The 15,253-nt window shown below is 42.4% G+C and carries 16 protein-coding genes; 11 read left to right on the forward strand and 5 right to left on the reverse strand.

Going from position 1 to position 15,253, the window contains the following annotated elements:
- Positions 1-85 precede the first annotated feature (85 nt).
- The 11 genes from ACQY73_RS18070 to ACQY73_RS18120 all read left to right on the forward strand — a co-directional run bounded on the left by ACQY73_RS18070 (position 86) and on the right by ACQY73_RS18120 (position 8,331).
- Entirely contained in the window at positions 86-907 is an 822-nt protein-coding gene (locus ACQY73_RS18070) for an alpha/beta hydrolase family protein (protein ID WP_428653398.1), read from the forward strand.
- Between the two features lie 8 nt (positions 908-915).
- On the forward strand, positions 916-1,671 hold the full coding sequence (locus ACQY73_RS18075) for a DUF4846 domain-containing protein (protein WP_428653401.1): 756 nt from the start codon (positions 916-918) through the stop codon (positions 1,669-1,671).
- Positions 1,613-2,374 carry a M15 family metallopeptidase gene (locus ACQY73_RS18080; RefSeq protein WP_428653404.1) on the forward strand — a complete coding sequence of 254 codons (762 nt, stop codon included), beginning with the start codon at positions 1,613-1,615 and terminating at the stop codon, positions 2,372-2,374. Before ACQY73_RS18075 ends, ACQY73_RS18080 begins: the two co-directional genes overlap by 59 nt.
- Before the next feature lie 91 nt (positions 2,375-2,465).
- A complete protein-coding gene (locus ACQY73_RS18085; RefSeq protein WP_428653406.1) occupies positions 2,466-3,158 on the forward strand; it encodes an NUDIX hydrolase in 693 nt (230 codons plus the stop codon).
- 82 nt (positions 3,159-3,240) lie between these two features.
- Positions 3,241-4,092 (forward strand): nicotinamide phosphoribosyltransferase domain-containing protein, encoded by an 852-nt coding sequence (locus ACQY73_RS18090; RefSeq protein ID WP_428653408.1) that lies wholly within the window; start codon positions 3,241-3,243, stop codon positions 4,090-4,092.
- A complete protein-coding gene (locus ACQY73_RS18095) occupies positions 4,076-4,702 on the forward strand; it encodes a hypothetical protein (protein ID WP_428653410.1) in 627 nt (208 codons plus the stop codon). Before ACQY73_RS18090 ends, ACQY73_RS18095 begins: the two co-directional genes overlap by 17 nt.
- Positions 4,699-5,469, forward strand: coding sequence for a hypothetical protein (locus ACQY73_RS18100; protein ID WP_428653412.1), 771 nt, complete (start codon positions 4,699-4,701; stop codon positions 5,467-5,469). Before ACQY73_RS18095 ends, ACQY73_RS18100 begins: the two co-directional genes overlap by 4 nt.
- The gene (locus ACQY73_RS18105) at positions 5,466-5,960 is read left to right on the forward strand and encodes a phosphatase (RefSeq protein WP_428653415.1); all 495 of its coding nucleotides are present in this window, start codon (positions 5,466-5,468) and stop codon (positions 5,958-5,960) included. Before ACQY73_RS18100 ends, ACQY73_RS18105 begins: the two co-directional genes overlap by 4 nt.
- Positions 5,953-6,912: an ADP-ribosylglycohydrolase family protein gene (locus ACQY73_RS18110; RefSeq protein WP_428653417.1), complete on the forward strand. Its 960-nt coding sequence runs from the start codon at positions 5,953-5,955 to the stop codon at positions 6,910-6,912. Before ACQY73_RS18105 ends, ACQY73_RS18110 begins: the two co-directional genes overlap by 8 nt.
- 131 nt (positions 6,913-7,043) lie before the next feature.
- Entirely contained in the window at positions 7,044-7,586 is a 543-nt protein-coding gene (locus ACQY73_RS18115) for an REP-associated tyrosine transposase (protein WP_428653419.1), read from the forward strand.
- A 199-nt stretch (positions 7,587-7,785) separates the two neighbouring features.
- Positions 7,786-8,331: an NADAR family protein gene (locus ACQY73_RS18120; protein ID WP_428653421.1), complete on the forward strand. Its 546-nt coding sequence runs from the start codon at positions 7,786-7,788 to the stop codon at positions 8,329-8,331.
- Between the two features lie 47 nt (positions 8,332-8,378).
- Here ACQY73_RS18120 and pruA read toward each other — a convergent pair whose 3' ends face one another.
- From pruA to ACQY73_RS18145, 5 genes are all read right to left on the reverse strand, one after another.
- Positions 8,379-10,010, reverse strand: a complete 1,632-nt coding sequence (gene pruA, locus ACQY73_RS18125; RefSeq protein ID WP_428653423.1) for an L-glutamate gamma-semialdehyde dehydrogenase — start codon at positions 10,008-10,010, stop codon at positions 8,379-8,381.
- Positions 10,011-10,042: 32 nt separating this feature from the next.
- Positions 10,043-12,145 (reverse strand): prolyl oligopeptidase family serine peptidase, encoded by a 2,103-nt coding sequence (locus tag ACQY73_RS18130; RefSeq protein ID WP_428653425.1) that lies wholly within the window; start codon positions 12,143-12,145, stop codon positions 10,043-10,045.
- Between the two features lie 95 nt (positions 12,146-12,240).
- Positions 12,241-12,696: a hypothetical protein gene (locus ACQY73_RS18135; RefSeq protein WP_428653427.1), complete on the reverse strand. Its 456-nt coding sequence runs from the start codon at positions 12,694-12,696 to the stop codon at positions 12,241-12,243.
- Between the two features lie 217 nt (positions 12,697-12,913).
- Positions 12,914-13,369, reverse strand: a complete 456-nt coding sequence (locus ACQY73_RS18140; RefSeq protein ID WP_428653429.1) for a nuclear transport factor 2 family protein — start codon at positions 13,367-13,369, stop codon at positions 12,914-12,916.
- A gap of 34 nt (positions 13,370-13,403) precedes the next feature.
- Complete coding sequence (locus tag ACQY73_RS18145) at positions 13,404-15,116, reverse strand: GMC oxidoreductase (RefSeq protein ID WP_428653430.1); 1,713 nt, start codon at positions 15,114-15,116, stop codon at positions 13,404-13,406.
- Positions 15,117-15,253: the final 137 nt, after the last annotated feature.

The raw sequence follows: 15,253 nt of genomic DNA on the forward strand, positions 1-15,253 counted from the left end.
AAATAGATTTTGATTCGTTCTTGCTTTCGTAGAAAACTCTTTTTCACTTTTCTCCATGACTTTTTTTAAAATTATACCTCTTTTTTTGTGCTTATTACTTTGCCTGTTGGCCATTTCCCTCGCTCAAAATCCGGCAACGGCTGACACGGATATTTTTCAAGTACTTCCCCAAGACAAACAACTCAGCACTTTCGGCGGATTTTCGTGTGCTACTTTTAGTTTTATCGGGCGACAGGCGAAGGTCGTCAAACCCCGAAAAGTGGCTCAAGGTGCACCGTGGGTGTGGCGGGCGCGTTTTTGGGCGCATGAGCCGCAGGCAGACAGTGCGTTACTGGCGCGTGGATTTCACGTAGTTTATTGTGATGTGGCCGAACTCTACGGCAATGCACACGCCATTGAAATTTGGAATCACTTTTACGCCTTCCTTCACAAAGCAGGCCTTTCTTCCAAAGTTGCGCTTGAAGGATTCAGTCGCGGCGGAATATACGTTTACAATTGGGCCATTGTCAATCCTGAAAAAGTATCCTGCGTTTACGCTGATGCACCGGTGCTTGACATGAAAAGTTGGCCGGGTGGTAAAGGGCGCAGCGCGGGCAGTCCTAAAGATTGGGAAATCTTCAAGCAGGATTTCAACCTTAAAACGGAAGAAGAAGCCATGCAATTCAAAGGAAACCCACTTGATAATGTAGATAAAATCGTAAAAGGCGGTTTTCCAATGCTGCACGTATGCGGCGATGATGATGAAGCCGTACCCATTGAAGAAAATACCACTTTATTTGAGCAACGCGTCAAAGCACTGGGCGGCAACATCACCGTAATTCATAAGCCCGGCGTGAAGCATCATCCGCACAGCTTGAAAGACCCCTCTCCCATTGTAGCGTTCATTTTACGTGCTACTTATAACTAATTGAATTAATGCCGAAAACCCTCTTTTTATTCCTTTTGTTTTCCCTTCCCGGCGTTGCGCAGATAACAATCAATAAATCAGCCGCAACCATTGCAACACGTTTTGCGCCGCCTGTCGGTTTTGAACGCGTTACCAATGAACCTGCTTCTTTTTCAACGTATCTTAGAAATCTGCCCTTGAAACCTTGGAACAGCAAAGTGCTGTATTTTGACGGACGCTCCAAAAACACGCCTGATGTATACCTTTCGGTGGTAGATTTAAAGATCGGCAAAAGAGATCTTCATCAATGCGCCGATGCCGTAATGCGCCTGCGGGCAGAATATCTGTACGCCAATCGTCGATTTGATGAGATTCATTTTAATTTTGTATCGGACGGCAAGCCGCGTTATTTCAAAAATTACGCACAGGGAGATTATACTTATGCCAAATTTTGGAAATACATGGAGTACATTTTTACCTCTGCCAACACGCGTTCACTTCATAATGAATTAAAATCTGCGCCAATGCAGAAAATGCAGATCGGCGATGTTTTTATTCAAAAAGGCATTCCGTTTGGACATGCAGTGATTGTGGTCGACATGGCCCAAAATCCGGCTACGGGCCAAAAAGTATATTTATTGGCTCAAAGCTATATGCCGGCCCAAGAAATTCAGCTATTGATCAATCCAAACAATGCTTCTTTCAGTCCTTGGTATGAACTTAAAAATGAAACACTTAAAACACCTGAATGGACTTTTGAGCCTGCTGATCTGCGTCGGTTTTAGCGGTTTTTCTCAATCAACTGCCTATCTCAAAGCTTATCCCGACCACATTGTTCGGGTAACAAAAAACCAAATTATCTGGAAAGACTCCACGGTAATGCCCTTTGACGATGGACAAAAAAAGATGTTTGCCGAACTTCTTCAGAACGCCGATCTGGAAGATCAGTTAATTCAAAAATATCCGCTAACTACCATTCATCAATCCCCCGCCATCAATCAAGATCCCGGCCGTTTTCGCTACGAACCTTTTTTTCGAAAGATGTACGGAAATACGCAGGAAGAAGTACGAAAGAATCTGACAGAGATCATCTGGCTACCGAAAACGCTGAAAAAGAAGCTGTTGGTCACAAAGATCAACAGCGTAGACAAATATTTTCAGGCCCTATCGGATGAACTGGAACAACACCCGGAGCTAATGAAATACGTCAATAATCCCGCCGGAACATTTTCGTGGCGCGTCATCAGCGGCACCAACCGACTCAGTATGCACAGCTACGGCGTGGCGATTGACATCAATCTCGACCTTTCGCACTATTGGCAATGGGATTGTCGCTGCAAAGACGAAGCCGTTCCACTAACGTATCGCAACCTTATTGCCGACAAAGTCGTTGAAATCTTTGAAAAACACGGCTTCATCTGGGGCGGCAAATGGTACCACTATGATACGATGCACTTCGAATATCGCCCCGAATTACTCCTGAAATGACCGTAAAATAAACTTAGTGTAAAAAATACGCAAAATATTTGCTACTTGAATTTTGATTCATTTACTTTGTGTCAATAAAACGCAAAGTATAATGAACAATGACCTTTCACAGTATCCTCGTCCGTCAGTTACGGTTGACTGCGTAGTGTTTGGTTATGACGGAGAGCATCTATCGGTTTTGCTGCTCAATCGGAAAGAAGCGCCTTTTGCCAATCATTGGACGCTGTTAGGCGGTTTTTTGAATTTAGAAGAAACCTTTGAAACAGCGGCAGAGCGTATTCTGTCTCAAAAAGCAGGTCTGACAGGTCTGTATCTTGAACAGCTTTACACGTTTGGTGGCCTTGATCGCGACCCGCGCGGACGGGTGCTTTCAGTTTCATACTATGCCTTGGTTAATCCGCATCAGTTTGAATTAGTGGTTGGCACCATGGCCAACGACCTGCGTTGGTGTTCCATTGATGCTTTGCCTGCCTTGGGTTTTGACCACAATCATATTATCGACATTGCCCGTCGTCGGTTAGCCGCTAAAGTGACGTACCAACCTGTAGGATTTGAGTTATTGAACGAGCAATTTACCATAACTGAGTTGCAGGATCTGTACGAACGTATTCTGGGAGAATCGCTCGACCGCCGTAATTTCTACAAGAAAATCATGGCGTCGGAGATTTTGAAAAGTACCGGTGCGCGCCGTACAGGGCTAAAGAGCCGTCCCGCTGAGTTATTCACTTTTGACAAAACACGTTACGAACAATTATTAACAGAAGGATTTCACTTTAAAATTTAAACAGTAATCTGAACCATATAAGGCATATAAGTAAATATAAGATTTCTCTTGTATAACTTATATGGTTTACAACAAAACAGTCATGAAAACACTCCCCATTCTCTTAAAAGACGGCTACAAAGTAGGCCACAAATTTCAATATCCCGAAGGCACAACACTGGTGTATTCCAACTTCACACCTCGTAAAGCACGCAATGCTGATTTGAACGAAATCGTGTTTTTCGGATTGCAATATTTCATCAAAGAATACCTGATTCGGCAATTTGACGAGAACTTTTTTCAGCAGCCCAAAGAAGAAGTGATGCGTTTATACAAACGTCGGATCGATAACTATTTAGGGAAAGACAGCATTACCTACGACCATATCGAAGCATTGCACGACTTAGGCTATTTACCACTCGAAATCAAGGCATTACCCGAAGGAAGCCGCGTACCGATGCGCGTACCGGTGTTAACAATATGGAATACAAAACCGGAGTTCTTTTGGGTGACCAACATGCTCGAAACCCTAATGAGCGCCATTTTGTGGAAACCTGCCACGTCGGCCACTACAGCCTTTGAATATCTGGAAACGTTTACACGCTATGCCCAAGAAACCGTAGGCGAAGACTTGAGTTTTGTTCCTTGGCAAGGCCACGATTTCTCATTTCGCGGTATGTCAGGCGTAGAAGATGCCGTCATGAGCGGTGCCGGACACCTGTTATCTTTTGCAGGAACTGATACCATTCCCGCGATTGATTTTTTGGAGCAATATTACAACGCCGACTGCGAAAAAGAATTGATTGGCGGTTCTGTACCGGCCACTGAACACAGTGTTTCATCACTATGTATTCTTTCTTATGCTGAATTAGTCGATTCTGTAGAAGAGGAGTGGAATGAAGAGAACCAATGCTGGGAAATAAAACGCTTTATTCGCCATGGAGAAACGGTGTAAAAAATGTGAATTGATTTTATCCTTAGATTTCTTCCCAAGAAATAAGAGAAACAGAGATGGGTATGATCTCCTCTGTAAAACCTGTAGAAATGAAATAAATAGGGAATACAGGCTGAACAACTATAATCTTTTAAAGGAATCAAGGAAGAAATATTACCAAGCGAACCTTGAAAAAAGAGATTATTACGTAAAAAATACGCTTTCAAAAAAACAGTATGATGCCCATTATCGGATAATTAACAAAGAACGAATTCAGGAATATAAAAAGTCTTGGGAAGAAAAATACCGCCAAAAGATTGAGGTACGGATTAAGCAAAACCTGCGCAGGAGAATCATTCACGTACTTAAAGGAGAGAGTAAGTCAGATTCATCCATGAATTTGCTTGGATGTACTATCGAATTTTTTATGACACATCTTGAATCTATGTTCGATAGCCGTATGAACTGGGATAACTATGGCCAATTCGGGTGGCACGTAGATCATATTAAGCCCTGTTGCGCTTTCGATTTGCGAATAGCGGAACAGCAGAAATTTTGCTTTCATTATACAAATTTAAGACCGCTTTGGTGGAAAGATAATTTATTAAAATCAAAAAAATACGAGCCATGAAAAGAACGAGACTATTAAGCCAAACCGAAAAACAGGCATATGGTGAAATGTTGTATGTCAAACGATTAATAAGTGATGTTTGCCCAAAAGGGATTGTATCGCTGGTGGCAGATACATTTGACTTTTGGCAGGTAATAACTGACATTTTACCGCAGCTCAAATCACAAATATTGGCCCGTGATGGCAAAGTGGTCATTCGCCCCGATAGCGGCGACCCTGTCAAAATTATCATCGGTGATTCCGACGCCCCCGAAGGAAGTCCTGCGTATAAAGGTGCCATAGAATGCATGTGGGAGACCTTTGGCGGAACAATTACGGCTCAAGGTTTCAAATTATTGGATGGACACATCGGTCTGATCTACGGTGACAGCATCACCACTACCCGTCAGATCGCCATTTTGGAAGGCTTAAAACTGAAAGGTTTCGCAAGCTATAACGTGGTACTTGGCATCGGTTCTTACACCTACGAATACGTAACCCGCGACACCTTTGGCTTCGCTATGAAAGCCACCTATGGCGAAGTTAACCACGAAGGACGCGATATTTTCAAAGACCCTAAAACGGACGATGGCACCAAAAAATCAGCCAAAGGTTTAATGGCAATTCACATCGACCCCGCCACAAATAAGTACGTTTTGCAAGATCAATGCACGTGGGAGCAGGAAGCCAAAGGTGAGCTCAAAACGGTTTTCAGAGACGGCAATTTATTGGTCGACTGGACATTGGAAGAGGTGCGAGAAAGGGTTAAAACAGGGTTTGCGAAATGATAACTTACCAAAAAGGAGATTTGATTGCGCTCGCAAAGCAAGGAGCTTTTGATGTAGTGGTTCACGGCTGTAATTGTTTTTGTCGAATGAAACGTGGCATTGCTCCTCAGATGGCGAAAGCTTTTGGATGCGATCACTTCCCTTTAGAAACTGTTGCTTTTGAGGGTGATAAAACCAAATTGGGTCAAATTGATTATCAATCTGTGATTTTACCTTCAGGCAAAGAATTGATTGCCGTAAATGCCTACACTCAATACCATTGGACCGAGCCCGGACCCTTTGGAATTCCGCTGGATTATGATGCTTTACAAAGCTGCTTTGCTAAAATAAACGACGCATTTTCAGGCAAAAAAGTCGGTATTCCAAAGATCGGAGCAGGCTTGGCAGGCGGTGATTGGACGCGAATAGAGGAAATTTTGAAGGAGGTTTGCAGGGAGCTGGAGGAATTGATCGTGGTAGAATACATTGAAAATAATAAAAAAGATGAATAAGGTACAAGGAGCAATTTTCGGCTTGGCAGTTGGTGACGCCTTGGGAGTACCCGTTGAATTTCGGTCAAGAGAATATCTTAAAGCAAACCCTCTTAAAGATATGATTGGTTATGGGACACATAATCAGCCACCGGGAACATGGTCGGATGATAGTTCTCTTGCTTTTTGCTTAGCCGAAACACTTTGTGATATGTATTCATTAAAAGCTTTAGCTATTAAGTTTATTAATTGGAGAGAGCATAATTATTGGACACCACATGGAGAGGTTTTTGACATAGGCATAACTACAGCAAATGCAATTCTTCAACTCGAAAAAGGAAAAAGCCCTGTTTTAGCTGGTATGAATGATGAATACAGTAATGGTAATGGTTCTTTGATGCGAGTGCTCCCTTTGATTTTTTATATTAAAGACATGCCTATTGTAAAAAGATTTGAACATATAAACGATGTATCATCTATTACTCATTCTCATATTCGATCTGTCATTTCTTGCTTTATCTATTTAGAATATGCATTAAACTTATTAAAGGGGCTTGATAAATATGAAGCTCTCAGGCAAACGCAAATAAGTGTAAATCAATTTTTTACTGAATTTGATTTTAGATTAGGAAACGAGTTAACTCATTTTCATCGGCTTTTAGAAACAGCCGTTGGCAACTCAGAAATTAAGCCTATTTACAAATATACTGAAAACCAAATTCAATCTTCAGGGTATGTTTTACACACGCTGGAGGCTAGCTTTTGGGCTTTTTTAACAACAGATACTTTTTCAGAGGCTGTCTTAAAAGCAATTAATTTAGGTAGCGACACTGATACAACGGGGGCTGTAGCAGGAGGCTTAGCCGGCTTATATTATGGGATAGAAACCATTCCTGAAAATTGGTTGGATCAAATTTCCAGAAAAGAGGATATACTACAATTGGCAAACCGTTTATATAATAAATATTTTTGAAGCATAAATACCGAAAAGCCTGTCGGGATTTGCAATCCCGACAAAAACTGCAAAGGATTTGTAATCCTAAAAAAATCCAGGAGCGAAAAGATGACTGTTCAAAATAACGGCCGTCTTAAAAGATAAAACTCATGGGCTTAAAAAATAAAATCAGTGAAGGATATGTCTATTTTTTAACGATGACAGTTGTGGATTGGGTAGACGTTTTCACCCGACCTGTTTACAAAAATATTATAGTAAACTCACTTCTATATTGTCAAAAAGAAAAAGGCCTGGAAGTCTATGCTTGGGTGCTAATGACCAATCATTTACATTTATTAGCCTCTGCAAAAGAAGGGTATCATCTTTCAGATATTCTCCGCGATTTTAAGAAATTTACTTCAAAGAAAATAGTTGAAACTATTTCCAATGAACCGGAAAGTCGTAAACAATGGATGTTGTATCGTTTTAATTATCACGGCTTTTGGCATCCTAAAAACCAACACTTTAAGTTTTGGCAAGACGGTAATGAGGCTAAAGAGATTCATACCAATGATTTTTTGTTCCAAAAGTTGCATTACATCCACGATAATCCGGTCAGGGCAACTATTGTAGAGTACCCTGAAGAATATCTTTATAGTTCAGCCCGTGATTATGTGGGCAAAAAAGGATTGATAGATGTAGTTGTTATTTAAGATTTTCGGATTAAAAATCCTTGTCAGATACGTTCGGGACGGTTCGCCGCGCGATTGCAAATCCCGAACAGCATAAAACAGCGAACCTATGTGAATGAATACTATCGTTCTCTAAAAGACTAAAACCTTATATTTTCTCATATGCATTATATGGTTCAAATTTTTTATACCATGTAAGGCATATGAGGTCATAAAAGAAATGAAATACAACTTAAACCGGCTTATCGAACAACAGGACAAGCCACTGAAATACTTATTTTTTTGGGGGCATCAACCAAGCAAAGACGGCAACATTACCAAGACCTGTCTGAGTCAGTGGTGGGAAAGCTCTTTTGAAGTGGAAGGAGTTGTTTACCCAACGGCAGAACATTGGATGATGGCACAGAAGGCTAAGCTATTTGGAGATGAAGACGTTTTTGAACAGATTTTGGACGCCAAATCTCCCGCTGAAGCTAAGAAATTGGGACGCCAAATTCGTAATTTCGACGAAAATGCGTGGCTTTCGGAACGAGAAAAAATTGTTGTAGAAGGCAATTTCCACAAGTTCAATCAAAACAAAGCACTTAAAGAATTTTTATTGCAAACACAGCAACGCGTTTTGGCAGAAGCCAGCCCGGTAGATGCTATTTGGGGAATTGGCCTGGCCGCTGATCATGTTGACGTTTTGTATCCCGAAAAATGGCCGGGATTGAATCTATTGGGATTTGCTTTAATGGAAGTACGTGATCGATTGGCAAAGCCCTAAATTCAAAAAGCCCCGTCAGAAAGTAAAAATCTGACGGGGCTTTCCAGTTATTCTTCCGACAAAAACGGATATCGGTAGTCTACGGGAGAAACGAAGGTTTCTTTGATTGTTCGCGGTGAGACCCAACGCAATAGATTAAGGATAGAGCCGGCCTTATCATTTGTTCCCGAAGCCCGAGCGCCTCCGAAAGGTTGTTGGCCTACAACCGCGCCGGTAGGTTTATCGTTGATATAAAAATTTCCGGCAGCATTGACCAGCTTTTTACTTGCCTGCTCAATCACATAACGGTCTTGGGCAAAAATAGAACCGGTCAACGCATAAGGCGATGTTTTATCCACCAAATCAAGTGTTTCTTCAAATTTATCCGGCTCGTAAACGTAAATAGACAACACCGGTCCGAAGATTTCTTCACACATGGTGGTGTACAATGGATCAGTGGTGAGAAGTACCGTTGGTTCGATGAAATAGCCCGTTGATTTATCGTAGTTTCCACCGGCTATTATGGTCACACGTGGGTCTTTTTTGGCATTGTCAATGTAATTGGCAATTTTATCAAAGGATTTTTCATCAATAACGGCATTAATGAAATTGGAAAAATCTTCCGTGACACCCATTTTCATGCTTGCCAAGTCTTCTACCATATATCCTTTTACCTCTTCCCACAAATTGGCCGGAACGTAGGCTCTTGAAGCGGCCGAACATTTTTGTCCCTGATATTCAAAGGCTCCGCGCACCAATCCCACCGCCAACGCTTTAGCATCGGCCGAGGAATGTGCCACGACGAAGTCTTTGCCACCCGTTTCGCCCACAATACGTGGAAAGGATTTGTACATCGAAAGATTATCACCAATCGTTTTCCAGATATGTTGAAACACTTTTGTGCTTCCCGTAAAGTGAATTCCTGCAAAATCAGGATGGCTTAAAATAATATCACCGGCTACCGGACCATCTACATAAATCAGGTTAATAACACCATCGGGTACCCCTGCTTCTTTAAATACGTTCATTAATACATTGGCCGCGTACACTTGCGTTAAAGCAGGTTTCCATACGCAAACATTGCCCATCAACGCCGCCGAAGTAGGCAAGTTGCCGGCAATGGCAGTAAAATTGAAAGGAGTTAAGGCAAACACAAACCCTTCCAACGGACGATGCTCCAAGCGGTTCCAAACACCATCCGAAGATTGAGGTTGTTCGCGGTATATCTGAGACGCATAATGCACGTTAAAGCGCAGAAAGTCAATCATTTCACAAGCCGCATCAATTTCGGCCTGATAGGCATTTTTGGATTGTCCGAGCATTGTAGCGGCATTGATCTCAGCACGATACGGGCCCGCTAACAAATCTGCTGCTTTCAGGAAAATGGCGGCGCGGTGTTCCCAACTCAAATTTGCCCAGTTCTCACGTGACGCCAACGCTGCCTCAATGGCCTTTGTTACGTGCGAAGCATCGCCCAATGAATAATACCCTAATACGTGCTGATGATCGTGCGGAGGAGTAACGGCATATTTATCACCCGTCATAATTTCCTCGCTGCCAATGTACATTGGAATCTCAATTTGCTTACTGCGTGCTTCGGCAAGAGCTGCTTTTAGGGCCGCACGTTCGGGCGAATTCGGAGCGTATGATTTGACGGGTTCGTTTTTTGGAACGGGTACGTTGAAAAATCCGGTAGCCATAATGTATTGTTTGTTGATTTTTGGATGAAATGTTACTTCCAGGTAAGACCCATGTTATAAAACATAAAAGCGTAAATGTCCGCCGTTTGTTCCAATGACTTAGCCGTATTGCTTGCACCATGACCACTATTTACATCAACGCGAATCAAAAGAGGATTTTTTGTGGTTTTGGCGGCTTTTTCCTGCAATGCAGCAATGTACTTGAATGAGTGCGCCGGTACTACGCGGTCGTCATGGTCAGCGGTAGTGACCAACGTGGCCGGATAGTTAATGCCTTCTTTGATATTATGTAACGGCGAATACGCGTACAGGTTTTTGAAATCAGTAGCATTATCGCTGCTGCCATAATCGGCGATCCAGTTCCAACCAATCGTAAATTTATGGAAACGAAGCATGTCCATTACACCCACTTGTGGAAAAGCCACTTTGGCTAAGTCAGGACGTTGGTTCATCACGGTACCTACCAACAAACCACCGTTGGAACCACCACGTAATGCCAAACGCGCATTGGAAGTATATTTTTCTTTGATCAAATATTCACCTGCCGCAATGAAATCATCAAATACATTCTGCTTTTGAAGCCGCATTCCGGCTTCGTGCCATTTGTCGCCATATTCAGCACCGCCGCGCAAATTGGCTTGGGCATAGACGCCACCATTATCCAAAAAAGGAATAAGCACGGGGCTGAAGCTTGCTGTCATGCTGATGTTAAAGCCACCGTAACCATATAAAATGGTTGGGTTGGCTCCGTCTAATTTCAACCCTTTTTTATAGACAATAAACATCGGAATTTTAGTGCCGTCTTTGCTTGGATAAAACACTTGTTTTGTTTCATAATCCGTTGGTTTAAAGGCTACTTCGGGGTTACGAAAAACGGCACTTTTGCGCGTAGCGATGTCATAACTGAAAATAGTCGGTGGATAGTTGAACGAAGAGAACGTGTAAAATACAGATTTATCATCTTTTTCGCCACCAAATCCGCCGGCTGAGCCTAAGCCCGGAAGCGGTACTTCATTTTCTAATTTACCGTTCAAATCATATACATAAGCGCGCGTTGTAACATCTTTCAAATACGTTACAAACAGTTTTCCACCCGCCGTGCCTGCGCCTTGCAGCGGTTCAGGTTTTTCAGGAAGAATTTCTTTCCAATTTTTTTCGTCAGGATTCGCCGGATCGAAAAGTACAACGCGATCGTTTTTGGCATTTTTGTTGGTACGCAACAAAAATTTATTGCCCACATTATCTACAATAGAAAACTGACTGTCTGTAATATCTGCTACGATTGGCTTAAATTCTTTTTGGCCAATCTCACGATAAAAAAGCGCATTACCATCTTTGCCTTTGCCTCGGTCTGAAATATTTAAAAACGAAAAACGCTCGTCTTCACTGACATACACTCCATGAAAACGTTGCGGGTTGGCTTTGTCTTCATACACCAATTCATCAGCCGACTGAGCTGTGCCCACTTTATGAAAGAATACTTGGTGATTTTCATTTTTAGCTGCTAATGCACTGCCTTCCGGTTTTGGGTAACGGCTGTAATAAAAGCCATTTCCCTGCCACGAAGCACCCGATACTTTTACCCATTCGATCTTATCAGAGAGCATTTGCAGGGTTTTCATGTCCATAAGCTGATATTCCTGCCAATCAGAACCGCCTTTGGAAAATCCGCAAACAGCATAATCACCTTTTTTCGACAGACTAAACACCGTTAAGCGCGTGGTGCCATCGGTCGAAAGTTTGTTCGGATCAAGTACTACTTCGGGAGCACCGGTTGTGCCTTTCTGACGATAAAGCACCGATTGATTCTGTAATCCATCGTTCTTGTAAAAATAAAAATACTCTCCTTTGCGACGAGGCGCCGAATATTTGGGATAGTTATAGACTTTCTCCAATTGTTGTTTGATAAGACTTCGGTAAGGGATTTTTTCCAAATAGCCAAAACTGACCTTATTTTGTTCCAATACCCAAGCTTTGGTATCGGCGGCGTTGTCGTCTTCCAGCCAACGGTAAGGATCGGCTACTTTTGTACCATGATAGTCGTCGGTGTGATCTACTTTTCGAGTGGCGGGATAATTCATTTGTGCGTGAGCCGTAACGGATAAAAGAGCGAGAATAATAAAGGATTTCAGCATAAAAGATGTGCGTTTGATAAAGTGTTTGGCAAAAATAAAAAATGTCGCCCTCTTGTCAGAGAACGACATTCAAAAATAGTATTTCAACACGAGTTCTAAGGTGATACCAATGTGTAATTATTAATGGTTCCTCCTGTTTTCTGACTTCCTGTTGTACGGGTAATTACAAATTCTGTTTCACTTGCCGAATTTATCGTAAACTGGATAGTTCCGTTAGTGCCTGTAGGTTGAGGAGTTAAATTTTTCAATATCAAGCTGTTGCCCGAAGCGGTTTCCTGTACTTCCCATTGGCCCGTAAAGGTATTCCCGTCAAAATCTTTGAGAGTAGCAGAAGTAGGGCTGCTCAGGTCTAATCGAAAATTAACATACCCCGGTGTAGGACTGGTTGTGACACCTTTTGTATAAACGACGCTTGAACCATGCTTAATTAATTGCGCACTCCACACTCGCCCAATAACTTCGCTCAAAGGTTTAGGTTTCTTTTTACAGCTTGAGACCATAACGGTGCCTGCAACTGCAATCATTACCAAAACCGTAAAAATACGTTTCATAAATAGTTACTATTTTAAGTAAAATTGATTCTCCACAATTATCTCACTATACAAAACCCACGCCAAAGGTTTAATATTGCGCTCGAATATCAGTTTTTTTCAAAAAACTTGCAAGCTTTAAACGGTAAACCTACTCAAATGATTATTTAACGCTTATTTATCTAAGACGAAAAAAGGAGTTGGCCGGTTGCATCAATAATTCCTTTTTAACTTTTAATTATTTTTCCGGCAAACGAAGCGATTGCCAAGATACCATTTGCCAACCTTCTTTACGCTTAATATATACATCCGTAAAACGAAAACGCGTATTGAGCGGCTGGCCGTTGCTCATCACTTTGGCCGCGCAAACGCCCGTAATAATGGCCGTTTTATCATAAATACGCACTTTCAATTCTTCAGGCGTCATTTCATTGTAGGATAACTTTCCATCTTTAATGGACTGAATGAATGCGCTTTTGTTATCAACCAATGCGTTGGAATGACAGTAAATCAGGTCTTCGCCCAGTACTTTATCCAGATACGCATAATCTTTGCTCACCAATGCAGCAAAACGTTTTTTTTCTGTATCAGCCACTACGGTCTCGTCGGAGGTTTGAGACAATGCTACATAACTTTTAAATACCCAAACCAGTAAGATGGCTCCGATGAGCGTTATTCTTGACAAATTTTTCATATGCAATAAAATTAATGGAAAACATTTCACAAATCTACAAATTCTTTTTTTTCATTTCCTGCACGGCATGGTTGGCCGCGCGGGCCGTAAACGCCATAAATGTCAATGATGGATTTTGAGTACCAATGGATGTCATGGCCGCGCCGTCGGTGACAAACACATTTTTGCACGTGTGCAATTGATTCCATTTATTGACCAACGAGGTTTTGGGATCTGCTCCCATTCGTACGCCGCCCATCTCGTGAATATCCAGGCCCGGATTACGTTTATCATCTACCAAACGAATGTTTTTAAAACTTGCTTTGTCCAACATCTCCGCCACTGAGGTGTGAAAATGCTTGATGATCTTCACATCATTATCGTCATAACCCACAGAGGTGATCAATTGCGGAATTCCGTATTTATCTTTTTGGTCCGGACTTAGTCGTAAGTGGTTTTCAAATTTCGGAATGGTTTCTGCCTGAATTTGTACGTACAAATTCCACGGTCCGGGCCGACTGTTTTGTTCTTTCCAGTCTGCCCCAAAACCTTCCTGTGACGCCGCATGTCCCCAACCCGCACGACCGGCGCTCATGGCCACAAGATAACCACGCAGAAAATCCGTTTCCTGTTTATGAACATTCTGGTAACGCGGCATAAACCCCGAAGTTGGCCGCCGTCCAAAATAATATTGGTCTTCAAATCCGTCAATATCTGCGTAAACAATGCCCCGATAATTATGAAATGCCACAAAATGGCCTAATAAACCATTATCATTTGCCAGTCCTGTGGGAAAGCGATTAGACGTAGAATTGAGTAAGATCTGGTTGCTCGCCAAACACGAAGCATTCAAAAAGATGATCTTTGCGTAATACTCAATAACTTCTTTCGTGTTGGCATCAATGATACGAACCCCTGAAGCTTTGCCGAGTTTTTCATCATAAATAATCGAATGAACTACCGAATGTGGTCGCAAGGTAAGTTTTCCGGTTTTGCGTGCCGCAGGTAAGGTAGCCGATTGCGAACTGAAATAAGCGCCGTAAGGACACCCACGATAGCATAAATGCCGCGCTTGACACTGCCCGCGACCAAGGGCTATATGCCAAGGTTGCGGCTTGGTCAAATGCGCACACCGACCGATGATCAGGTGCCGATCCGTATAGTTTGCATTCAACGATTTTTGAAGGTGTTTTTCAACACAGTTCAATTCCCAGGGAGGCAGAAATTCCCCATCAGGCAGTCCTTCGAGTCCGTCTTTATTTCCACTAATGCCCGCAAATCGTTCCACATAACTGTACCAGGGAGCCAATTCGTCGTACGTAACTGGCCACGGAACGGCAAAGCCATCACGCGCAGGACCTTCAAAGTCAAATTTACTCCAACGCTGCACCTGCCGCGCCCACAAAAGTGATTTGCCACCCACTTGATACGCTCGAATCCAATCAAACGGTTTTTCCTGAATATAAGGCTGTTCAGCATCTTTGGTAAAAAACTGCTGTGTGGCTTCGTCCAACGCGTAGCATTTGCTGGCAATGGGATTTTCTGCCCTGAATGACGGCGGCAAACGGTTATGGTGCTCAAAATCCCACGGATTTTTCATTGCAGTGGGGTAATCTGTAATATGATTAACGTCTCGCCCACGCTCCAATACCAACGTGCGCAATCCTTTTTCACACAACTCTTTGGCCGCCCAACCACCGGAAATACCCGAACCGATCACGATAGCGTCGTAGGTGTTTTGTTTTTGGGTGTTGATATTCAAATACATAAAGTATCGGTTACTTTTAAAGAAAGGATGAGCCGTTCATTTTTACCCACGAAGTTAACAGGATTTATTAATGGAAGAAAAAGGATATATGTGCAAAAAATTCTACACTTTGCACACCGGCCGGCACGCTTTTTTAG

The organism is Runella sp., assembly GCF_965279615.1.
Classification (GTDB): Bacteria; Bacteroidota; Bacteroidia; order Cytophagales; family Spirosomataceae; genus Runella.